19 protein-coding genes are annotated in these 24,152 nt (G+C 43.5%); 10 read left to right on the plus strand and 9 right to left on the minus strand.

Translation table 11 applies throughout. The annotated features are described in order from the left end of the window. The first annotated feature begins 239 nt into the window (after positions 1 to 239). The 7 genes from L0992_09775 (at position 240) to L0992_09805 (ending at position 9,227) form a co-directional block, all read left to right on the plus strand. Positions 240 to 1,439, plus strand: coding sequence for a nucleoid-associated protein (locus L0992_09775; GenBank protein ID XGB66011.1), 1,200 nt, complete (start codon positions 240 to 242; stop codon positions 1,437 to 1,439). Between the two features lie 2 nt (positions 1,440 to 1,441). After that, positions 1,442 to 2,671: a hypothetical protein gene (locus tag L0992_09780; protein ID XGB66012.1), complete on the plus strand. Its 1,230-nt coding sequence runs from the start codon at positions 1,442 to 1,444 to the stop codon at positions 2,669 to 2,671. 520 nt (positions 2,672 to 3,191) lie between these two features. Beyond that, the gene (gene trxB, locus L0992_09785; GenBank protein XGB66013.1) at positions 3,192 to 4,151 is read left to right on the plus strand and encodes a thioredoxin-disulfide reductase; all 960 of its coding nucleotides are present in this window, start codon (positions 3,192 to 3,194) and stop codon (positions 4,149 to 4,151) included. Positions 4,152 to 4,312: 161 nt separating this feature from the next. Then, positions 4,313 to 6,097, plus strand: coding sequence for a cysteine/glutathione ABC transporter permease/ATP-binding protein CydD (cydD, locus tag L0992_09790; GenBank protein ID XGB66014.1), 1,785 nt, complete (start codon positions 4,313 to 4,315; stop codon positions 6,095 to 6,097). Further along, positions 6,090 to 7,811 carry a cysteine/glutathione ABC transporter ATP-binding protein/permease CydC gene (gene cydC, locus L0992_09795; GenBank protein XGB66015.1) on the plus strand — a complete coding sequence of 574 codons (1,722 nt, stop codon included), beginning with the start codon at positions 6,090 to 6,092 and terminating at the stop codon, positions 7,809 to 7,811. Before cydD ends, cydC begins: the two co-directional genes overlap by 8 nt. Before the next feature lie 362 nt (positions 7,812 to 8,173). Continuing rightward, a complete protein-coding gene (locus L0992_09800) occupies positions 8,174 to 8,749 on the plus strand; it encodes a nucleoside 2-deoxyribosyltransferase (protein ID XGB66016.1) in 576 nt (191 codons plus the stop codon). 139 nt (positions 8,750 to 8,888) lie between these two features. Continuing rightward, positions 8,889 to 9,227 (plus strand): hypothetical protein, encoded by a 339-nt coding sequence (locus L0992_09805; protein XGB66017.1) that lies wholly within the window; start codon positions 8,889 to 8,891, stop codon positions 9,225 to 9,227. 207 nt (positions 9,228 to 9,434) lie between these two features. Here the strand turns inward: L0992_09805 and L0992_09810 are convergent, their stop codons facing one another. Together L0992_09810 and L0992_09815 are read right to left on the minus strand one after the other, a co-directional pair. Next, positions 9,435 to 10,292 (minus strand): EAL domain-containing protein, encoded by an 858-nt coding sequence (locus tag L0992_09810; GenBank protein XGB66018.1) that lies wholly within the window; start codon positions 10,290 to 10,292, stop codon positions 9,435 to 9,437. Positions 10,293 to 10,301: 9 nt separating this feature from the next. Next, positions 10,302 to 10,592, minus strand: coding sequence for a hypothetical protein (locus tag L0992_09815; GenBank protein XGB66019.1), 291 nt, complete (start codon positions 10,590 to 10,592; stop codon positions 10,302 to 10,304). Between the two features lie 259 nt (positions 10,593 to 10,851). Here L0992_09815 and L0992_09820 point away from each other — a divergent pair, with 259 nt between their 5' ends. The 3 genes from L0992_09820 (at position 10,852) to L0992_09830 (ending at position 14,165) form a co-directional block, all read left to right on the plus strand. Further along, the gene (locus tag L0992_09820; protein ID XGB66020.1) at positions 10,852 to 11,754 is read left to right on the plus strand and encodes a winged helix-turn-helix domain-containing protein; all 903 of its coding nucleotides are present in this window, start codon (positions 10,852 to 10,854) and stop codon (positions 11,752 to 11,754) included. Between the two features lie 180 nt (positions 11,755 to 11,934). Further along, positions 11,935 to 12,552 (plus strand): redoxin family protein, encoded by a 618-nt coding sequence (locus tag L0992_09825; GenBank protein XGB66021.1) that lies wholly within the window; start codon positions 11,935 to 11,937, stop codon positions 12,550 to 12,552. Positions 12,553 to 12,755: 203 nt separating this feature from the next. Next, a complete protein-coding gene (locus tag L0992_09830; protein XGB66022.1) occupies positions 12,756 to 14,165 on the plus strand; it encodes a hypothetical protein in 1,410 nt (469 codons plus the stop codon). An 87-nt stretch (positions 14,166 to 14,252) separates the two neighbouring features. On the opposite strand, the gene L0992_09835 is transcribed toward L0992_09830, so the two are convergent. From L0992_09835 to L0992_09865, 7 genes are all read right to left on the minus strand, one after another. Next, positions 14,253 to 16,136, minus strand: a complete 1,884-nt coding sequence (locus L0992_09835; GenBank protein ID XGB66023.1) for a methyl-accepting chemotaxis protein — start codon at positions 16,134 to 16,136, stop codon at positions 14,253 to 14,255. 334 nt (positions 16,137 to 16,470) lie between these two features. After that, positions 16,471 to 18,042, minus strand: coding sequence for a BCCT family transporter (locus tag L0992_09840; protein ID XGB66024.1), 1,572 nt, complete (start codon positions 18,040 to 18,042; stop codon positions 16,471 to 16,473). A 272-nt stretch (positions 18,043 to 18,314) separates the two neighbouring features. Continuing rightward, positions 18,315 to 19,913, minus strand: coding sequence for a BCCT family transporter (locus L0992_09845; protein XGB66025.1), 1,599 nt, complete (start codon positions 19,911 to 19,913; stop codon positions 18,315 to 18,317). 169 nt (positions 19,914 to 20,082) lie between these two features. After that, positions 20,083 to 20,721 carry a response regulator transcription factor gene (locus tag L0992_09850; GenBank protein ID XGB66026.1) on the minus strand — a complete coding sequence of 213 codons (639 nt, stop codon included), beginning with the start codon at positions 20,719 to 20,721 and terminating at the stop codon, positions 20,083 to 20,085. Continuing rightward, a complete protein-coding gene (locus tag L0992_09855; protein ID XGB66027.1) occupies positions 20,714 to 22,069 on the minus strand; it encodes a cache domain-containing protein in 1,356 nt (451 codons plus the stop codon). Before L0992_09855 ends, L0992_09850 begins: the two co-directional genes overlap by 8 nt. 104 nt (positions 22,070 to 22,173) lie before the next feature. Next, positions 22,174 to 23,457, minus strand: a complete 1,284-nt coding sequence (locus L0992_09860; GenBank protein ID XGB66028.1) for a TRAP transporter large permease subunit — start codon at positions 23,455 to 23,457, stop codon at positions 22,174 to 22,176. A gap of 9 nt (positions 23,458 to 23,466) precedes the next feature. Further along, complete coding sequence (locus tag L0992_09865; protein XGB66029.1) at positions 23,467 to 24,012, minus strand: TRAP transporter small permease subunit; 546 nt, start codon at positions 24,010 to 24,012, stop codon at positions 23,467 to 23,469. Positions 24,013 to 24,152: the final 140 nt, after the last annotated feature.

The raw sequence follows: 24,152 nt of genomic DNA on the forward strand, positions 1-24,152 counted from the left end.
CTAATTCAGGTCCAATTCATGGAGTTTTGCCTTACTAACGTTATCCATTCTTCTAAGACTGTTAGTTGTAAATCCTGGAGTTTTATCACTGGGGGGGGAATTCAACATAACTACAACGCTCCTCCTAACTTCTTCCTCTATTTAAAATAAATCATGGATTCATATGAAACAATTTTTCCTCAGACTAATTGTTCGGTATAGTTATCGAAAAATAAAAACCACAAATTTAGTGAGTCAATATGCAAACTTGCATCAACTGCAACCTAGAGTTCTCCCAACAAGAAAGTGAATGCCCTGGATGTCAAAAACAGGCAGATCCCCAGTTAAATGAGATTGTCCGAAGTGGTGGCATTCTTGCTCTTCATGCAAAAACGGTTCAGTTAAACAAAGGTGAAAACAAAGCAAGTATTGAACAAGTTATTGGCCGAAACTGGCCTATTGAAGCGGATAGTGTGTCATACAATTTTATTGAAAATGTTGAGCTCAAATTTAAGAGAAAGAACAAATTCCACAGTTCTTATGATGAAAACTCAACATTTGTTACTGATCCATTGATGAAGTATGCAAAGTCAAACGCTTCGTTAGAAAGCTTTGATGACTTAGTTAACGCCTTGACTGCATCGCTTAAAAACGAACTTTTCGAAGTCTTAGGTAGTGCTAAGAGCTCATCAATTGTGTTCACTCATTACAAATCCATATTGGGTGAAGCATCCCTGAACCTTGGTCGTTTGTTAATTGTGATGGTTGATAAAAAGAGTGGTTTTGACTTTACCGATGATGACAAACTTCTACCTAAAGAGGCTGAACACATCAATTTAAGTGCAATGAAGCAAGCAGTAATGATCGACTTGCAAGTTTTCCACGATAGCTTCCCTACCAAAGAGAACAAGCCTTACTTGAAATTTATCCGTGGAAACTCTTCTGCCGAGTACTTTCGTAAAGCGTTCGGTTGCGTTGAAAAAATAGATAACGGTGACTCTTTAGACAATCTTTATTCGGCTATTGAAGAGTATGCGGTAGAATATAAGCTTGACAGTGCGTTTGAGTCTAAAGCATATGAGTCGCTGGATGTAATGCTAGATGATTTACTTAATGACAAATCTCGCTCTTCATTTTCTTTAGAGGAAGCAGGTACTGCGATAGAGTCTTCATCTCCAACCTCATCCCAACTCAAGGGCACGTTCGTTACGTTTGTTAACGAGAAAGAAATACCTATAAACCATTTTATAGAGCCAACTAAGAACCAAATTGAACGACAGCGTTGGTTTGACTTTTCAGATAGTAGCTCAGGGATAATTGCAAAAGCTTTACGACCTCAGATCGGTGAACCGCATTCAGGTGAAGCAATCGAGTTTGATGAAGCAGAAGGTCGAATCTCTTGGCGAATAACCGATCCATCGCTTAAAGACAGAATAATATCTATGATGAAGAAAGATTAATTATGAATCCGTCTCAGCTTTTCTACGAATTGATACAGAGCTACCCTGCTACAGCAGATAAAGAAAATAGTTCTATAAGCATAAACTTGCCTGAAAATTGCGATCAGATTAATTTGACATCTGCTGCGCAAAATTTTGGGTTCAAACCTCGTGGCTCTATCATTCGTGGTAACGTTCTTCAGCTAAAACCCGATGCTCTATTTTGGCCCGACCATAAGCTAAAAAATTACTACGTAAGCCACGATGAACTGATTTGTGACTTTTTAAATACAGGTAAAATTCGCGCAGGTTCTTTAGTCTATAACTCCGTTACTAAAAAGGTTGAACTTCTTTCTGAGTCGTCGTTATTAAACAAGAAACTAGAAATTACTCATTCGTTTATTAAACTTTTAGTTAAGTTAAGTGATCAATCAGTGCCTGAAAGCGGTCCAAAAGAAGGCTTTACAAAAACTGTATTCTTTATAAAGTCTGGTGACAGTGCAAATAAGTACGAGCTAGAGACGAAGCTTAGCTGGAATGAATTAAAATCTGCATTGCCGAATGACCCGGAACAACTAGCTAATATCGAAGCCGTAATCACACAACTAGAATCACGTATTAGCTTAGGTGATATACAAGATTCAGAACGCAAAAACTGTATGAGGTCAGCACTTGATAGTTTAATGTCAAAAGCCCCTAAACAAAGCACTATGTTTGGTTATCTGCTTTCTCTGATTGAACCGTTAAAAAGCATTTATACTGATCATCATGATATGTTTTTGAGTGAGTTTAGCGTTAATAAAGTACTTCAAGAGATAACAGCAAAAGATTTAGAGTACGTTACTAAAATCAATGAATTCACTTCCTCTGCCCAAACTAAGGCGCTAGCGATTCCAGGAGCTATGGTAGCAATAGCCGCAGTTTTAAGAACGACAAGTTCACTTAGTGCATTTGGTGTATTGATTGGCCTTGTTCTTACGACCGCAATTATTGACCGTTGTCTTTCTATCTATAAGAAGTCTTTCTTACACATAGATAAACATATCGAAAATGTATTTGATCAATATGACAACTTAGCACAAGAAAGTAAGGTTAGATTACAAGCTGAAGCTACAAGAAAAAACCTGTATAAACTTAACCGCGAAGCAAAACTTGGCCTAGAATTCATTCGAGGTATAGTTTGGGCTACCGTGCTTATCGCAGGATTTTACTTAATGACGCAGTACCAACTACAGCCCCCAAAACTAAGTTAAGTTTTCACCGATAAAAGGCTCCCAGTTGGGAGTCTTTTCTATGTATAAAGTTTTGGTACCTTAAAAACATATCAAAACCATAATATTTCAGGCTGAGAGTTCATAACTCGTTTAATTAATTTTGTCCCATTTAACAAAAAGCCTACCAAGACTAGAGCTCTCGAAGAATTCGGTGATACACGTTATGTTTTGTGAATATAAGAACCTGTGACCACTCTCGCTCACAACAAAACCTACAAGCTTCTTCAAAGTCGATTTCAAACCAACGAGAGGTAAGTTTGATGAAGGGAATGAGACCTCATCTAGTTTACTGAACGCGGCCATAACTACTCACTCCAAATCCCCGGAACCTTTGAGTCTTTTCACTGATCTTCCAGCCACGAAAACGTTTGTCTCGATTAAGTTCTAAACTATAACGATTAATTACACTTCAGCCCTTGTTTACACTTTTATTGCCTCCATATTTTCCATACAATCCTAAGCGATTATAAATAAAAACAAATTCAATTTCGGAGTCCTCATGAGCGACGTAAAGCACTGTAATTTATTGATTCTTGGTTCTGGCCCTGCTGGCTATACAGCTGCAGTTTACGCTGCTCGTGCAAACCTAAACCCAGTTCTGGTTACTGGTATGCAGCAAGGTGGTCAGCTTACAACCACAACAGAAGTGGAAAACTGGCCGGGTGATGCTGAAGGTTTAACGGGTCCAGCTCTAATGGATCGCATGAAAGAGCACGCAGAGCGCTTTGAAACAGAGATCCTGTTCGACCACATTAACGAAGTCGACCTTTCAAACCGCCCTTTCCGTCTTAAAGGCGATTCTGGCGAGTACACGTGTGATGCGTTGATCATCTCAACAGGCGCATCAGCTAAGTACCTAGGTTTAGATTCTGAAGAAGCATTCAAAGGCCGCGGCGTTTCTGCTTGTGCTACATGTGATGGTTTCTTCTACCGCAACCAGAAAGTAGCGGTTGTGGGTGGTGGTAACACGGCTGTTGAAGAAGCACTTTACCTATCTAACATCGCGTCTGAAGTTCACCTAGTTCACCGCCGTGACACGTTCCGCGCTGAAAAGATTCTAGTTAAGCGTTTAATGGACAAAGTAGAGAACGGCAACATTGTTCTTCACACTGACCGCACACTAGACGAAGTCCTAGGCGACGACATGGGCGTAACTGGCGTTCGTATTAAAGATACTCATTCTGATAAGACGGAAGATATCGAAGTAATGGGTGCATTCATTGCTATCGGTCACCAACCGAACACTGAAATCTTCAAAGGCCAAGTGGATATGAAAGATGACTACATCATCGTTCAGTCTGGTCTTGAAGGTAACGCGACACAAACAAGCATCCCAGGCGTATTCGCTGCGGGTGATGTAATGGACCACAACTACCGCCAAGCAATCACTTCTGCTGGTACGGGTTGTATGGCTGCACTGGATGCTGAACGCTTCCTAGATGGCCTTAACGATAAGTAAATCTGAGATTGCAGATTTGATTATCGGTGCTCTCGCCTCAGTAGATGCAGGGCGTCATCACATTTTGTTGTAAATCCCTAAAGCCCAGTGGTATATCCACTGGGCTTTCTTTTGTATACTAGCCGCCCTCAACAAATAATAATTATCATTAAGCCTTCATAATGGATAAGAAAAAACAACGCAGCTTGAACAAGTGGCTTAAGCAACAGAGTAAGTTAGCGAAACGCTGGCTTATGATTGCGATTAGCCTTGGCGTACTTTCAAGCGTGTTTTTAATTGCTCAAGCAGCTCTTCTCGCCTCTATTCTTCACCAGTTGATCATCGAGAATGTCGATAAGTCTGAACTGGTTGGTCATTTTGCTGGCTTGGCACTTTCGGTCGTTGGCCGTGCGGGCTGTACATGGGGTCGTGAAATCGCAGGTTATCGCTGTGGTGAACAGATCCGTGTTTACATTAGGCAACTCATTCTCGATAAGTTACGCGAACTTGGCCCTGCTTACATCAAAGGTAAGCCTGCAGGTACGTGGGCAACCTTGTTGCTAGAACAAGTTGAAGACATGCAAGATTTCTTCTCTCGTTACTTACCTCAAATGTCTTTGTCGGTAATGATTCCGTTCATTATTTTGGTCGTGGTATTCCCAGTAAACTGGGCAGCTGGCCTTATCTTCTTGCTGACTGCACCACTGGTGCCGATGTTCATGGCATTGGTTGGCATGAAAGCAGCCGATGCAAACCGTAAAAACTTCAAAGCGCTTCAGCGTCTTTCAGGTCACTTTTACGACCGTTTGCAATCCATGACGACCATTCGTTTGTTTGATCGTACTAGCGCTGAAACCGAAGTATTGAAAGGTGCATCAGAGGTGTTCAGAACCCGCACTATGGATGTCTTGAAGATCGCTTTCTTGTCTTCCGCTGTGCTTGAGTTCTTCACGTCTATCTCTATTGCGATGACGGCGGTTTACTTTGGCTTCACTTACATCGGTGAGCTTAACTTCGGTCATTACGGCGTTGGCATTACGCTATTCGCTGGTTTGTTTATCCTTATCTTGGCTCCTGAGTTTTACCAACCTCTACGCGACTTAGGTACGTTCTACCACGCGAAGCAACAAGCGGTGGGTGCTGCCGAGAGTATTGTCGAGTTCCTAGAAACTGACATCACTAAGGTTAAATCAGGTGACACTCAACTAGACCCAACTCAAGGCATCAATATTGAGGCTCAAGACCTTAAAGTGTTGAGCCCTGAAGGTGTTCAACTGGTTGGCCCTATATCGTTTGCACTGAATACTCGCCAGTCGACTGCATTAGTTGGCCCAAGCGGTGCGGGTAAAACAAGTTTGATCAATGCCATTCTTGGTTTCATGCCTTATGAAGGAAGCTTGAAAATCAATGGCGTTGAATTGCGTGACTTAGACTTGGCATCTTGGCGTAAGACGATCAGTTGGGTTGGTCAAAACCCATTGTTGCTTCACGGCAGCATTCGTGACAACGTCACCCTAGGTAAGCAAGATATCACCGACCAAACTGTTCAAAACGCACTAGAGCAATCTTTTGCTAACGAGTTTGTCAGCGAACATGGCTTGGATTACATGATCTCTGATCGTTCAGGTGGCCTGTCTGTTGGTCAATCTCAACGTTTGGCTTTGGCTCGTGCAATGATTCAAGACGGCCAATTCTGGTTGCTTGATGAACCGACTGCCAGCCTAGATACTCGCAGTGAGCAGCTCGTAATGAAAGGCATTAACAGCAACATCGAAAGTCGCACTGCCCTGCTTGTGACGCACCAACTTGCTCCTCTTCAATCGGTCGATAACATTCTGGTTATGCGCGATGGTGGTCTTGTGGAACAAGGTCATTACTCTCAGCTTTCGACTGCGGGTGGTTTATTCGAAGAGATGCTAAACGCGAACTTAGCTCAACAAGATAATAAGGGTAATTTAGATGCGTGATTTACTGCCTTACCTGAAACTCTATAAAAAGCATTGGTTTGGCCTATCGCTAGGCATGCTATTGGCTTTTGCTACTCTGTCGGCTTCTATCGGCTTGTTAACACTATCGGGTTGGTTCATTTCAGCTTCTGCGGTTGCTGGCCTGACGATTGCGCGTGAAACCTTCAACTACATGCTGCCGGGTGGCGGTGTACGTGGTTTGGCAATGAGCCGTACTGCGGGTCGTTGGGGTGAGCGTGTTGTGAGCCACAATGCGACATTCAAGCTACTGACTGATCTGCGTATCTTCCTCTTCAAGAAACTGGCTCCGCTGATCCCAGGTCGTATTTCAAACCTTCGTGACGCTGACCTACTTAACCGCTTGGTTGCGGATGTCGACGCCATGGACCACGTGTACTTGCGCTTAGTAAGCCCTGTAACGGTTGGTGTGTTGGGTATCTTCTTCCTGACTCTGTTCTTGATGTGGTTTGATAGTTCGCTTGGTTTAATCTTAGGTTCTATCCTTCTGATCATGCTGCTAGTTTGGCCTGTCTTGTTCTACAAGCTAGGTAAGCGTAACGGCGGTGAGCTAACACAGAACAAAGCAGATCTTCGTGTTACCACTCTAGATTGGATTGAAGGCTACAGCGAACTGACTCTGTTCGGTGCCGAAGAGCGTTACCGTAATGCGATTCTAGAGACACAACACAAGCTGATGGCGAATCAGTTTGTGAACGCTAATCTAACCGGTATGGCTTCAGCAGCGCTAATGCTATTCAACGGTTTGACGCTTGTTCTTATGCTTTGGCTTGCGGCTGATGGTGTTGGCGGCAATGCTCCAGACCCGTTCATCGCGCTAATGGCATTCGCTACTATGGCAAGTTTTGAATTGTTGATGCCAATCGCAGGCGCGTTCCAACATTTAGGTCAGACTCTGTCTTCAGCACGCCGCTTGAACGAGGTTATTCTGTCTGAGCCTGAGGTTCAGTTCGCGGAAGAGAAACTCGACATCAACAAGCCGCTTGATATTACGTTCTCGAACGTGACGTTCAACTACCCTGACTCTGAGCGCAGTGTTCTGAACGCTGTCGACCTAACGATCCCTGCAACGAATAAAGTCGCAATTGTGGGTCAAACGGGTTCTGGTAAATCGACACTGATTCAGCTTCTAACTCGCTACTGGGACCCGAAAAAGGGTTACATCTCTATCGCGGGTATTGAGCTGACACAATGGAACGAATCACAACTGCGTGAATCTATCAGTGTGGTAAGCCAGCGTGTCGACATCTTAAATGGCACGTTGCGTGACAACTTGTTGATTGCAAAACCAGATGCCAATGATGATCACCTAGCGAACATCCTTAAAGACGTTGGCCTAGAAAAGCTGCTTGAAAATACTGCACTTGATAGCTGGTTAGGTGATGGTGGTCGTCAACTGTCTGGTGGTGAGAAGCGCCGTATTGGTATTGCACGTGCAATCCTTCATGATGCCCCTATCCTGCTTCTTGATGAGCCAACAGAAGGCTTAGATAAGCAAACTGAGCAGAGCATCATGGCACTGTTTGAGAAGCACTTTGAAGGCAAGACGGTTATCTTCATTACGCACCGTTTGATTGGTCTGGAATCGATGGATTCTATCGTTCTGATTGAACAAGGCGAGATTGTAGAAAACGGCTCTCACGAGACACTGTTGGACGAAGAAGGACGCTATTTCCAACTTCGTCAGGCAATCTAGTGCCTTCATAGGTTCTATTTAAGCTGTAAAAAACCATTCATAGCCCGAGTTCATGCTCGGGCTTTTTTATGTCTATCGGGCTTTTTTATGTCTATCGATCTTGTTCCATCTAAAACATTCCACATTTGCTTAGACTCACCACGACACTCACGCCTCACCGAGCACAAAGTAATCCCAAAGCAATATTCAAATCATAAACTTAAGTAAGGCTGAGCGAATCCATTACTTTTTAAACCATAAAGCTAAAAACACACCAAAATCACACATTATCAAACCGTGTACTTTCGGTTATTACTTAAACAATCCAATAGATAAAAATATCAGCACAAACACCAGCACTGTTGCTAATCAGGAGTTAAACGTTGAAGCGTATTTATCTAGCAGGACCAGAAGTATTTCTAAGTGACGCCGTCTCTATCGGTGATCAAAAGAAGAAGATTTGTGAAGCATATGGGTTCGAGGGTATTTTCCCGCTCGACAATATTTTAGAGTTGAATGAACCTAGCCCGCAGCAAAACGGCTTGAAGATTGGCCGAGCAAACGAAGAGTTAATTGAAAGCTGTGACGTAGTGATTGCTAACATGACCCCTTTCAGAGGCGCAAGTTGCGATGTGGGCACAGCCTATGAGATGGGCTTTGGTAAAGCACTGGGCAAAACGGTACTTGCTTACAGCAACAATTCCGATCTTTTCTTAAAACGAAACCTAGACCAATTGCCAAATGCAAAACAAGTAGACGACCAAACCTATGTGGATGGCATCGGCATGACCCTAGAAAACTTTGGTTTAGTGGACAACCTAATGCTTGATAACGCAGTGTCAGGTCCAATTGAACTAGAAAACGTCACCATGTTTTATGACCAAACGGATGTGTATCGTAACCTGCGTGCGTTTATTCGTTGCCTCGAACAGCTAAAAAGTGATGTTAAGGCAGCATAAACCGCAATCCAAGTAGACTGACTATGATTCTCCCGGCACCCTCACAATGTTGGGAGGATTTCTATTAGCGATAAGGTATTAGCGATAAGGTATTAGCGATAAGGTATTAACGATAAGCTATTAGCACTAAGGAAGAAATATGAGCGAGACTTGCATGATGTCTCTTACAAGAGACGAAATAGCAGAGCGCAAAGACTATGATGCAATCAAAGCATCCTTCGATGATTTATGGTCTTCGATTGACTCAAACGAAAACGCCAACGTTAGTATTTGTACCAGTGAAGGGACTTGTCTTTTTGTGGATAGAAAACACCAGCTGTACAACATCAAGCTAGGCGTTGATCAGAACGAAGAGTATTTATCATGCAGAGTGAATCAGGCTGGCCTCGAAGAGGTTGAGAGATTTCTCCATGCCTATTGCACGTACAGCAAAAGCCAATTGATTCAGTTAATCAAAGAACACAATTCAGAAAGCTAGCTGTAATCATCTATTGGAATACTGATAGCCCTTCCCTCCTAAACCTTTCTAGTCAAAGTCATTCAAATAACACTCGGCCCTATCGATTTCACGGGCTAAAAAGCTAACCTCCCATACGAGAGGTTAGTGAACTAAAAGCAAAGGCAGTTCAGTTAAGGGAAATCTAAAAATTATCTATTTTTAAACGCTGTTCTATCACTCAGCGAGTTAAGCGCTTCTACTCGTGACTCTTGTTTTCTTACTCAGATAAGCATTTAACCGAAACTTATCATCGGGCTTTGTCTCACCTTGTTTCACTAGGTTTACTGGGTATGGCTTAGGAAGATCTAAGTAATAGCCCTGATAATAATCAGCTCCATATCGACCCGCCGTCTGATAACTTTCGACATTTTCAATGCCCTCAAAGATCACCTTGATGCCTTGCAGGCTAGTGATGGTGTTCAGCTCTTCAAGCAGATTGTTCTCTATTGATTCGCTCATACCAAATTCGATCAGCATTTCTCTGCTGACCTTGATGTAGTTGGGCTGTACGATCGCCATGCGGCTATAACCAGACCAACCTGTACCAAAGTCGTCTAACGCGAAAGATATGCCAATACTCTTTAGGTATTCCGTGCCCTTATGTAAGCTTTCGATATCCGCTAACGGGCAGTAATCTTCAACAATTTCAACGACTATCTGACTGAGGTCGACCTGCTCTTCTACGATTAACGGAAGGTATAAATTGTTTAAATCATGCCCGTGTGAAAAGTATTTAAAGAAACAAGGTGTCACATTGAGGAATAACTTGGTATCACGATCGTAGATGCTCGATTGTCTAAAGTTTCTTAAATGCATGATGTTCAGAAAGAACTTAAACCTGAATTCTGATTTTTCACCAAAGCCCTCGAGTATTTTAAAGAACCTCTTGATGTTAACTTTTTCGCCTTGCATCTCAATCCGGCAAAGCGCTTCATAGCCAAACACACTCTGAGAATCATCACTGATGGATTGAAATACACTGTGTACTTTGAATCCAAGTATGGTCATATCATATCGACTGTTCTCTGAATTCCACTCAAGCATAGGTGAGCCTCACTTGGTTTGGTTAGAGCAGCACAGAGGCTGAATAGAATCTAATAAGATGGCTTCTGCCTCTTCTAACTCCATATTCCGAGCGAAAGTAAGCTCTTCAGAAACCAGCTCTTTAATATGATCAGCTAAGATTTGGCGATCATCGGTTGAGATTTTTTTGCTCTGTAAATGGCACATGCGCACCAATAAACCGATCACATCTAACCCTTTCGATTCCACGCAAGCGAGTTGTTTATACTCTTCAATACTGCCTAGAATACGTGTAACACTTTCTTTAGAAACAACTTTCATTTCCACTCCCAAAAACAAACAACACGATTGATTATCCCTTTTTCTGTTGATGCTCTATCCGTGAATAAGTTTTTAATGTTACTTACGCCCCTCTCAAACCACATCATTCAAAAATAATGAAAAACACACCAAATCTACATTCCACACATTTTTCAAACGAACTGGATTTTTGATAGCCAAAGCGATGAAAAAAAATAGAATCGACAGCAAATAGGTTATGCGCAATAACGACAACAATAATTAATTTTTGAGAAGTAGAATGAATAATGATAATTCACTTGTAATTAATGATGAGTTACATATAAACCTTAGCGATCGTTCAATAATGAACATTGAAAATAAAACCTTAATCAAATTAAGGCCAAAGCCCTTTCGCGTTTTACTCTACCTTCATACCCACAGTGGCCTTTGTATTAGTAAGGATGAGCTATTTAATGAATGTTGGAATGGCGCAGTGGTATCCGATCAATCTCTGACCAATACAATAAGTACGCTAAGAAAAGCACTGAGCACACTTGAAATAAAGAACGTAAAACTCACCACAGTAAGTAAAGCTGACTACTTACTTGAGAACGTAGTGCTTGAAGAACCGACAAATGTTGTGGTTACTAACGACGAGGTTGCTGAACCTGCAGAGGTTGAGGTTAAGACTGATGATGAGGCTGATGTTAATGCTGGCGTTAAGGCCGATGTAAAAGTTGAAGCATTGCCCCTTGTTGAAGAGCGCGCGATAACAGAAGCCCCAACAAAAAGTAATGACAAACGGGTTTATCTGAGAAAGGTAATGATGTTGTTATTGGCTATTACTTCCCTCTCACTCATCAGGGGCTGCTATAACACCAATAATATTAATAAGAACATGAATCAACGCTTGGTCTCTACTGAGAATATTTCATACAACCTTGTTGATCATACGGGAATATTAGATCTTGATAACGTTGAAGGAATAATAAGATTCAACTCCTATAAAGGTTGTAAGGCGCGACATATTGATATTACCGTAACTAAAAATGATGATGGCGTCTTCGAAACAGACTTCTCCATCATTTACAGAAATAAAGCTCATAATTACTTACATTCTTACAAAGTAAGAAATGACAATTCGGAAGTGAGAATAATACAGATCTCTAAGATACTCAGTTTGTGTAAACTGTCTTTTTAATCAATAACTCAATAGTGAGTCGTCCATCGATATTAGCAGGTTAATTCGATTGCTATTCGCGTATTACATCGATTGGTGTCATTTTCATTATCTATTTGTTTGAACAAAACCTTAGTAACTCAGATAGAGTTCGCTCCGCTTTAAAACTGAGCTTAATTAAACAAATTCAAGAGACTAAACATGAAAAAAACGCTAATCACGCTAGCTGCACTATTTCTTACATCGACCGTTAGCGCTGCGGACTACTTAACCACCAGCGATACCGCTCCGACAGGGCAAGACAACACGCTGACTTTATACTACGAGACGACTTTCAACCTAGTTGGTAACAGCCTGTCTGTGGGTGATTACCTACCATCGGTTACGTTAATGACAAACCAGAATCAGCCATACGACACGACAGCGAAAACGGTTAAAGTTCGTATTTTTAGCGTACTAGCGTCTATTGATACACCAGTATGTAACCAACAGGCTCAGGACCTTTCGAACTTCGTCAAAGCAAACCCTGAACTCACCAATAATATTGAATTCATTGGTTTGAGCGCAGATACCACGTTCGCACTTGATCGATTCAAGAAAGAGAAAGGCATCACCGACAAGCTAACTTTGCTTTCAGATGCAAAAGACCACGTATTTGGTTTTGAATCAGGCACACAAATCAACGAACTGGGATTACTGGCTCGTAGCACGTTCGTTGTCGATAAAGACAATAAAATTGTTCATATTCAGCGAGTTCCAGAGCTGACTATGATTCCAGACTTGAATAAAGCTGTTGAAGTCGCGCAACAATACTTCTAAATAAAGTAAACAAGTGGGCAAGTTTAGGCTTGTCCACTTAAAACCGATTCTCTTCCCTTTCACCACAAAACCAATAATCCAAGCCAATAATTCCCAACTCATTTGTAAGCACTATCAATACACAACTTACAAAAGCTTACCAAGAGAAAATACCATTTCTTGTAACATGCTGGCTTTATAGCTTGTAGATAACTTGGTCCCCTATGGTATACAAACTCACAATTCCAACTCTAGTTCTGACTACGATGCTCACTGCGTGTGGCGGAAGTAGCGACAGCAATAACACGAGCGCATCAAAGAATGTCATCGATGCATCAAGTGCCAAATCCGTTGTTAGCTTAGGAAGTAATTACTCATTGCAATTCAGTGTTAAATCGATTGCAACGGGTACAGACAAGAACGTGAACATTGATATTACCCAGTACGGTAATACACAAAAAGCGAGCGGCAGTTTCGCGCAAGTCCACGGCATTCCTGAGCGCAATTACAAGACTCAAAGCGACGCAGATATCACCTTCTCTGTGACGGCAACAAACTCAGCGGGTAAGACGTTCGACGTTGAAAACTTCAGTATTTACTACGAAAACTTTAACTCAACGAGCACTCTTGAAAAGCTTGCAATTGCCGAAGTTGAAAACAATATAAATAACGTTGTTCGATGGAAACAGACCGATACTGTCTCTATCAACAAGCAATTCATTACTGATAGCACAGGCGTCAAATTTAATATCGATCAAATGAGACCGATGAACCTCTATGTTCGTGTGGGCAACACTTTGAGTAACGGTATTCAATTTGTTCCATCCTTTGCTCAAAGTGCATCAGAGACGTTTGCACGTGTACCAACAAGTGATTGCTCTGTTATCACAAATACGACAGGTGATTTGCTCGCTAATGGCATCAAGCAACACACATGCGTAGAAGCACACGGTTATAAAATTCCACTGTTGATTGAAGACCAGTCAAAGAATAACGGTGCAGCAAAAGTTGCTCACGTTAAGAACATCATGCAGTACTACCTAGATAGCTTCCCCGCTGAAGTGACTAAAGCTATTTACGACAGTAAAGCGACCATGGGGTTCTTTTACGATGAAGATTGGTCTGACAGAGATGGAGGTGACTTCTTAGATGAGAATTACCGCTTCCAAGATCTGTTTGCGACTGAAACTACAGACACGACAAAAGGCGAAAACAAACCAGACTTAGTGACTCAGAGAGACGCTGCGTTTGAAGAGATCATCCACTTTGTACACGATTACGGTGTGATGAACTTAGCGGTACAATCGTCCTCTTCGAAATGGGCGACGATGCAAAAAGAGTTAGATGAACTCAATGAGAAAGCAATTCTTGCTGGTTCTTACTTTCCAAACGGAAAAGACTCAACGATTGTCGAAGCGGATCTAGATGCAGAGTCATACGATCAAGAGTACCTAGCTTACTCTCTGTATGCTTACTACGACGTGAACTACAAAGGCTACCGTGCTCAAGAGCTAAGTTCTGCGACATTCACAGAGCTACAAGCTAACGACCCAGAGATGGTAAAGTTTATGGAAAAATACTTCCCTACTCGCACTAATCTTAAAGCTAAGTTCCCAGGTTACCCTAACAACTAGTTCTAGCTGAGTAAGCCTCTAACGAGCAGGCACAAAAAAAGCCGAATGTGACAATCACATTCGGCTTTTAAATTTACGAACTAGCGCTTACAGCTTGAAGCGGCTGATTTCGCTCTCTAGCTCGTGAGACAGTTCAGACAGCTGTGCTGCTTGCTCTGCTGCTTGGTGTGCTTCGTCTGCTAGCTCGTTAGACACGTCACGGATTCCTTCAGTGTTACGAGTAATCTCAGACGTTACAGACGCTTGCTCTTCTGCAGCAGAAGCGATCTGTGTTGCCATGTCGCTGATGCGTTCAACAGCTGCATGAATTTGCGTTAGGCTGGCTGCTGCTGAGTTAGCGTCATCAACACTGGTTTCAGCAAGCGTACGGCTATCATTCATGATGTTAACCGCTTTACCTGTCGTGCCTTGCAGCAGTTCGATAGTCTGTTGAATCTCTTGTGTTGAACCGTGTGTACGTTGGCTCAGAACACGAACTTCATCAGCAACAACCGCGAAACCACGACCTTGCTCACCCGCACGTGCTGCTTCAATCGCCGCGTTAAGTGCAAGTAGGTTAGTCTGTTCAGCGATACCTTGAATGTTCGACAAGATAGCGTTGATGCTATTACCGTGCTCTTCAAGTTCTAGAATCACGTTTGTTGCGATTTGAACTTCTTGAGCAAGGTTTTGGATTGAGCTTTGAGTCTGTGTCACTTGACCAGTACCGTGCTCACACGCGCCAACCGCTTCAGATGAGTTCTGAGCTGTGTGGTCAGCGTTACCTGCGATTTCTTGTGTTGCCGCAGCCATTTCGTTAACAGCTGTCGCTACCATGTTGATTTCGTCTTGTTGCATCTGGATGCGAGCACTACGTTCTTCAGCCTGAGAAGCCGTTTGGCGCGCTTGGTTACCCAATGCAGCAGACACTTCGCTTAGCTTGATAACCATAGTGTGCATGTTGCCCACGAAACGGTTGAAGTTTGTAGCAAGCTGACCAATCTCGTCATCGCTCTTAGGCTCAAGACGTTGAGTTAGGTCACCTTCACCTGAAGCAATCTCTTCAAGTGCAGCAGAAACTCGGTTTAGGTCGCGGAATAGGAAGCTCACTAACCAAGACACTAGTACGATTACGATTAGAGTAATCACGATAGCAGTGATGATCAGCTGCGTAAGTAGCGTTGAGTGGTTCGCTTCTTCTGTTGCTTTATCCATCTGAACCGCGAAGATCCAGTTAGTGTTAGGAACCTTCGTGAAGTAAAGCAGCTTCTCAGCGCCACGTTCTTTAATGATCTCGATGCTACCCGTACGCACTGCGTTCTCGATGATTGGCATAGAGATGTCGTTTGAAAGATCGCTTACCGGTTTCAAGCTTAGAGCTGAATCTGGGTGCGCTAGGAACGTGCCGTCAGACGCATCGATCAGCATTGCGTGAGCGTTGTCACCCACATCTAGGCTGATTACGTCGTTAACGAGTTGGTCGATAAGTACGTCTGCACCCACAACACCAACAAGTTGACCATTGTGGCGAACAGGTTCTGCAATCGTTACTAGAAGTGCTTTAGTGATCGCATCTTGGTAAGCGGTAGTAATGATTTGCTTACCTGCAGCGTTTGCTTCTTGGTACCAAGGACGTTGACGAGGATCGTAACCTGCACGGTTACGTTCAGGATGTGAACGGTACATTCCGCCTTCTGGAGTACCTAAAAAGATATCGTCAAAGCCACCCGCTACACGAGCTTGCTTAAGGAAAGGAACAACATCATCCTCTCGTGAAAAGTCATTGAATGCTGAAGCGATATCCGTACGAATATCAATCCAGTTCTTAATACCTTCAGATGCTGCTTCTGATACGCTTTCAGCTCGTAGGTATACGCCATTACGAGTCTGTTCAAATAACTGGTTTGCTGATAACCAAGTCAACGCTGTAGCCATAACGACAACAGCAGATAGGCTAGCACCTATTAACTTCTGTTTTAGTGTTAGTTTCATGTCAAAGTTCACGAGTGGTGGGAAATCCCGCGCATACTACCCAATATCAGTATTAAATTCGAGCGATTTCACAATTTAATAATGGAATATATTTTTATGTAAACCATAACCTTAGCATATGCCAATTAGTTGTCATGTCGCCAAAATCAAGGCGCTATTAAGTGTATGGTTATTAGTAAATATGTCAGATCTAATACGGTAAAATAGGTGCGGAAATAGGTATAAAATCTAGATAGAAAATAGATGTAAAAAAGGCAGGTGAGTCTCCTCACCTGCCTTCTTATTATCTGTCGTTCGACCGCATATTCAACACGGTCGAATCGAGCTTTATGAGCTAGCGTTTCTCTGTACGCATACCCATTAGCAAGCTTACACACATCAATAATAGAATGATGGTGAACGGCAATGCTGTCGAGATAGCACCCGCTTGCAGAGCTTGTACTGCTTCAGTACCGCCAACCCACAATAGAGCTACAGCGATCGCACCTTCAAGGAACGCCCAGAACACACGTTGAGGCACTGGCGTGTCTACTTTACCACCAGCAGTGATGCTGTCGATAACAAGAGAGCCTGAGTCAGACGAGGTAATGAAGAATACCAGAACCAATACAACCGCAATGATTGATAGCAGCGTACCGAACGGTAGAGCATCAAACATTTGGAACATCGCTAATGACACATCAGTCAAACCTTCTTGACCAAGAATACCAACGTTATTCACGATTTGATCAATCGCCATGCCGCCAAATACTGACATCCAAATGATAGTGACTGTAGTTGGAACAATCAGAACCGCTGTGATGAACTCACGAACCGTACGACCTTTAGATACACGAGCGATGAACATACCTACGAATGGTGACCATGAAATCCACCAAGCCCAGTAGAATACCGTCCAACCGTGCAACCAAGCTTGGTCTTCACGACCATGAGGGTTACTCAGTGGAATGATGTTCTCGATGTATGCCATCAATGTTGTTGGAATTGAACCTAGCGTTACTGCGTAGCCGATCAGTGCCACTAAGATAAGCAGTAGGAAAGCCACCAACATGTTAATGTTACTGATAACCTTAACGCCGCCATCGATACCACGAAGTACCGAAACGACCGCCAACAATGTTACTACGGTAATAACGATAACTTGTAGCCCTAAACCAGCTTCAAGACCGAATACGTGTTGAATACCACTCGCGGCTTGCTGTGCACCTAAACCTAGCGATGTCGCCAAACCAAACAGAGTTGCAAGAACGGCAAGAATATCAACGATGTGACCTGCCCAGCCCCACGCTCTATCACCTAAAATTGGGTAGAAGATAGAACGAATCGAAAGCGGTAATCCCTTGTTGTAAGAGAAGAAAGCCAGTGAAAGCGCTACAACACCATAAATAGCCCAAGGGTGAAGACCCCAGTGGTACATGGTTGCACCGAGTGCCAGTTTTGCTGCTTCTGGTGTATTTGGCTCTACGCCAAGTGGCGTTTCAAACCAACCCGTGTAGTAAGCCGCTGGCTCTGCCACACTCCAGAACATTAGGCCGATACCCATACCTGCTGCAAACAGCATCGATAGCCAAGACATGAAAGAGTAATCTGCCGTTGCATCAACACCACCAAGGCGGATTTTACCAAACGGAGAAACAATCAAGCCTAAGCAGAAGAGTACGAAAATGTTGCCTGACCAGATGAACAGCCAATCAAATGAATTGATGATTTGACCTTTAACACCATCCAGTGCCGCCTTTGCGGATGCAGTATCAGTAACCAGAACACCAATCAAAAACAGAGTAATTAAACCTGCACTTATGCCAAATACTGGGTTATGAACATCAAAACCCCATTTTTGAACATTGTCCTGACCAACAGTGTAATCGGTACTGTCGATACTGTATTTATCTATACCTTTAGTCATTATCCCTCTCTACGGAATACTAATAGGGTCTGATGACCGAGTATCCCTTACTTACCTGTGACCTAATCACAAACTTGAACCTACGATCCAAGCAGAACAAGCGTGCTGTCACAATAATTCAAATACTTGGATGTCTGAAGTTTAGCAGGTTAACTTATTGTTTTCAGTAAACCTGAATCGGTTCGATGGGTTTTCATCCAATATTCACGTAATTACTCAAATTACTGGCGAAAAAAAGGCCGAACGAGTCGACCATTGTTTCAAGAATACTTTTAGCTCAAAGCACTTTGCTGATTAACCAATTGATTTTCGGTTCGTAAACCAAGCAATAAGCTTAGGCACATAAGCAATAATATGAATGCAAATGGCAGCGCCATAGAGACGGTTCCGGCTTGCAGTGCTTGGATAGATTCCGTACCACCAACCCACAATAGAACCGCAGCAATTGCACCGCCCATCAACGCCCAAAATACACGTTGTGGCACTGGCGCATCGACTTTACCACCCGAGGTGATGCTATCGATAACAAGCGAGCCAGAGTCTGATGAGGTGATAAAGAACACCATGATCAAACCAATCGATACTAGAGAAAGCACAGAACTCATCGGCAGTGCATCGTAAGTATGGAACAGAGAAAGGGTAATATCTTGCAGACCATTCATGCCAATCTCACCTACCTTGTTCGCCACTTGATCAATCGCGATACCACCGAAAATAGCCATCCAGATGATGATCACTGTTGTTGGGATGAACAGTACAGCCACGATGAATTCACGAATCGTACGACCTTTAGAAATACGAGCGATGAACATACCTACGAACGGTGACCAAGACATCCACCATGCCCAGTAGAATACCGTCCAACCTTGCATCCAAGTTTCGTCATCACGGCCATGTGGATTACTTAGAGGAATAAAGTTCTCAATGTAACCCATCAGTGCTGTTGGAATGGCTTTAATACCCGCTATGCCACCCGCGATGGTTACGAAGATCAGCAGACCCAAAGCCACCAGCATGTTGACGTTACTTAACACCTTTACGCCACCGTTGATGCCACGAACCACTGACATCGTCGCTAAGAAAGTCACTACTGCGATAACAATCAACTGCATGCCAATACCACCATCGGTACCGAACACATGGTTAATACCACTGGTTGCTTGTTGTGCACCTAAACCTAACGATGTCGCAAGGCCGAACAAGGTTGCCAGTACCGCCACGATATCAACGATATGACCAAACCAACCCCAAGTTCTGTCACCTAAGATAGGATAGAAAATCGAGCGAATTGAAAGAGGCAGACCTTTATTGAAAGTGAAGAAGGCAAGTGCTAGAGCAACAACCGCGTAGATAGACCAGCCGTGTAAACCCCAGTTGTAGATGGTTGCACCCAGTGCCAACTTAGCCGCTTCAGGTGAATAAGCTTCGGCACCTAATGGCGTTTCATACCAGCCGGTGAAGTAAGCCACTGGCTCAGCAACACCCCAGAACATCAAACCAATACCCATTCCCGCGGCGAATAACATCGACATCCAAGATAGGTTGGAGTGCTCTGCTTTGGCATCATTGCCACCAATACGTATCTTGCCATACGGGGAGACAATGAGGGCAAAACAGAAAATAACAAAGATGTTGGCTGCCCACATGAAGAAACCATCGAAGTTACCGATGACTTTCCATTTTATTCCATCAAGAGCCGCTTTTGCGGTTTCCGGATCTGCGACTAGAAGTGCAATCAGGAAGATAATGATCGCCCCTGCACTGATTCCAAATACTGGGTTATGAACATCAAAACCCCATTTCTGAACGTTATCTTGTCCTACTGTATAATCGGTATTTTCAATACTATACCTATCTTTTACAGGCTCCATGCTTCCTCTCTAATTTGCAGCGCACAGTTTGCAACATTACATTCGGCGCTTAAATTTCGAAAAGAAGAATATCAACCTGTCGCAAAAATACTAAAAAAACCTCCATAAAGGAGGCCTAAATTACACATTTAGTAATTAAATTACACATTTAATGTAATTTAGCGTAAGATCAGTCCACAAGCCCGGAGCTGACCGCGTACTTAGCAAGTTCTGCTGTAGAGTGAATGTCGAGCTTATGCTTAATATTTTGCCTGTGGGTTTCTACCGTGCGATAGCTGATATTCAGTGCCTTCGCGACCTCTTTGCTACTCTCCCCTTTCGCGACTAATTTCAACACCGCTTCTTCACGTCTGCTCAATGGATTCTTCACAGATTGCGTCGGAGTAATCGGTTGAGTAAACAAATTCTGCGTCACTTTTTCACAGAAATAGGTCGAGCCTTGATTGACCGTTTTGATTGCCTGCACCATTTTTTCAGCTGAAATCTCTTTCAACATATAGCCGACAGCACCCGACTGCATCACCTTCATGATGTATTCACGGTTGTTATGCATGGTCAGCATCAGCACTTTCGCTTCTGGGTCTTCTTCTTTAATCAGGTGGGTGGCGTCAATGCCATTCATGATAGGCATGCTGATATCCATCAACACCACATCAGGGCGCAGCGTTTTCACTATCTCGACAGCTTCTAGCCCATTACTGGCCGTGCCAATCACACTAATATCTGGCTCAAGTTCCAATCTCGCCATAAAGCCATCCATTACCACTTGGTGATCATCAGCGATCACAACTCGAATAACTTCACTCATTCACTAATCCTTCTAGTGTCAGTAACACTGTAATTTCCGTTCCGAAGCCAATTTCACTCATCAGTTCAAAGTCACCACCGATGAATTCCACTCGCTCTCTCATATTGCGCAGACCGATCCCTCGTTTTTCCATCGCTTTATAGGTATTGAAACCGACACCGTTATCTTGAATCAGTAACTGCAGCACGTTACCAATTTGCTGCGCAATGACCGTTACCTTGGTCGCTTGTGCGTGTTTTTCTATGTTGTTCAGTGATTCTTGCACCACTCGATAGAGGGTCGTCGCGGCCTCTGATTTCAACTTGCCCGGTTGCGTAGCAAACATGGTCTCGACTTCTATGCCCGAGTGCGCCTGAAAATCTAACAGCAATGAAGACAGCGCTGCCTCTAAACCAATATCATCCAGTGAACTTGGGCGAAGTTGGTGTGAGATATGCCTCACCTCTTCAATAGCTCGCATCAGTGAATGCTGTGATTTATTCAGATGCGCTTTTAAGTCCTCACTCTGTAACTTATTACCAAGTAGCTCCAAGTGGCAACGACTCGACACTAATAATTGATTAATACCATCATGTAACTCACGCGCTAGGTGTTTCTTCTCGTCTTCTTGGAACATCACAGTCTTGTGTGCCAGTTCTTTGAGATTGTTATCGGCAATGCGATGTTCATGCATGTTGATGGCTAAGGTAAGCACGATAATAACCGCGACTGTCACACTCAAAATCACCACAATAGAAAAGAACGTGGTTTCAATATTCTTGTTTATCTCGGCCTGCATCGAAGCCACTTCTTGATGCACATCTTCGATATACAAACCGGTGCCAATCATCCAGTCCCAGCGCTCTAACCAAGCGGCGTAACTCAACTTAGACACCACCTCACCCGTCGATGGCTTTTGCCATAAATATTGGTGAAAACCTCCACCGGTTTGCGCTTCTCTTAACAGGGCTTCTATCAGAAAGTCGCCATCTTCGTCTTGTAGTTCAAGTAGGTTTTGGCCAATCAGTTCAGGCTGAATTGGGTGAACTAAATTGGTACCGTGGCGATCGTAGGCAAAGAAATACCCATCTGATCCATACCTAAGTTTAGACAATATGGCTCGAACTTCCGTTTTGGCTTGGGCTTCTTGAATGTCAGGGTCGTTATAGATGTGCTCAATGGCATCGAATGCGAGGTCTACTGTGTCCTTGAGGGCGTTTTCACGCGACTTGATTAAGCTGTCTCTGAAGATCTCGACCTCTTTCGCACCCAACGTTTTGGTTTGGTGTAACGAGATCCAACTAATGCTCGCCGTTACTAACAGTAACGGGAGTAGCGTCAGCAAAATCAGCTTGGCTTTTAGAGGCATTCCTTTTCCTCACTAAAAACGGCCTATTGAACATCAATAAGCCGTTTTATTTTAGCAATTTATAGATAGCCGTTGAAACATATCATTCACATTCTTGGCGTCACTCACATTCCATAGAACGCAGGAAATGCGAGAAGTGATCCAAGTACGAGGATTTGAATAAGAATGAATGGCATCACACCGCGATAGATGTCTTTCGTAGTTACGCCTTTTGGTGCCACGCCTTTTAGATAGAACAGACTGAAACCAAATGGCGGCGTCAGGAATGAGGTTTGTAGGTTCATCGCAATCAGGATAGCGAACCATGTCATGTTGATGCCCATTAGCTCAGCAACTGGTGCAATGATCGGCACGATGATGAAACAGATCTCAACAAAGTCGATGAAGAAACCCAGAATCAAAATCACTAACATGGTGATGATCAGGAAGCCCCACTTCTCACCCGGAAGTTGTAGCATCCACTCTTCAACCAGATAGTCACCACCGGTATAAGTGAATGCCATCGAGAACGCAGTCGCACCCAGCAAGATAGCAAATACCATCGCTGTTACTTTTACCGTCTCTTTCGACGCGTCATACACCATCGACCAACTAAACTGACCATACAGCAGTGCCAATACCATCGCACCCGCGCCACCTAATGCGGCAGACTCTGTTGGCGTTGCCACACCCGCAAAGATTGAACCCAACACGACTATGATTAACGCTAGAGGCGGAAGAATCGCTTTAAGTGCATCCAACACTTCTTGCTTACGGCTGATTGAGTCATCTCGTTCAATCGGTTGAGCCGCTTCAGGGTGTAGCTTCGCGTATATCAAGATGTAGAGAATGTACGCGCCTACTAACATTACGCCCGGCCAAATCGCCGCTTGGAACAAGTCCCCTACTGGCACACCTAATACATCACCTAACAAAATCAATACGATGGATGGCGGAATGATTTGCCCTAACGTACCAGACGCACAAATAGTGCCGCAGGCTAGACCTTTGTCGTAATTGTACTTGAGCATGACTGGCAACGAGATAAGCCCCATTGCAACAACAGACGCACCAACCACACCAGTGGAAGCTGCAAGCAGTGAACCTACTAATACGGTTGAAATCGCGATACCACCACGAACGCCACCAAACAGTCGTCCCATAGACTCAAGCAACTGCTCAGCAAGCTTGGTCTTTTGTAGAACAAGCCCCATGAAAACAAACAATGGAACGGCCATCAGCACCGTGTTTTCCATAATGGATTGAATTCGATATGGCATGAAGGCAAACATTTCAATGCCCTCAGCCCAAACACCAAAGATTAACGCGATACCACCAAAGGTGAACGCCACTGGGAAGCCAAGTAAAAGCGCAAACAAGGCTACGAAAAACATTACTATTCCAATCATGTTCAGCCTCTACTTGTTGTTTGTATGAATATTGTTTGCATGGACAAGGTGCGGATTAAAAATCTTGTTCAGTGAATGCAGGATCAAACCTACGCCACTGAGTGCCATTAAGAAGAATGACAGCGGGATCATGGCTTTGATGATCCAGCGATACGGCAGGCCACCGGGATCGCCTGAGGTCTCACCCAGTTCATAGCTCTCTTTGGCAACATCGATACCAAACCAAGCCACCAGCAGACAAAACGGAAGTAGAAAGATAAGCGTGCCAAGCAGGTCAATAATCGCTTGTGCTTTAAAGCTCAGTTGCTCATAGAACACATCAACTCGAACATGACCACCTGCTTTGATGGCATAAGGAACACCGAGTAGGAAAACGGCTGAGAAAAGGTGCCATTCCATCTCTTGAAAGGCGATAGAGACATCGTTGAAGGCATATCTCATGACAACGTCATACACGACGTTGGCGATAAGTAAAATAAACAACATACTGGAAAGCCATCCCAGTGCGTCACCGATACGATTAAACAGGCGTTCAATATAAATTAGACTTCGCATTCCCGACTCCATGGAATTTGAAAAGACATCGCGCAGTACAACTAACCCAACTAAAAACGATTCAGTTTATAGATAGCAATAGGCACAACGTAGAAAGGATTCTTGGGCATTTAATTATTATGTTTTAAATGAACCCTCGG

Source organism: Vibrio pomeroyi (assembly GCA_041879425.1).
Lineage (GTDB): Bacteria > Pseudomonadota > Gammaproteobacteria > Enterobacterales > Vibrionaceae > Vibrio > Vibrio pomeroyi_A.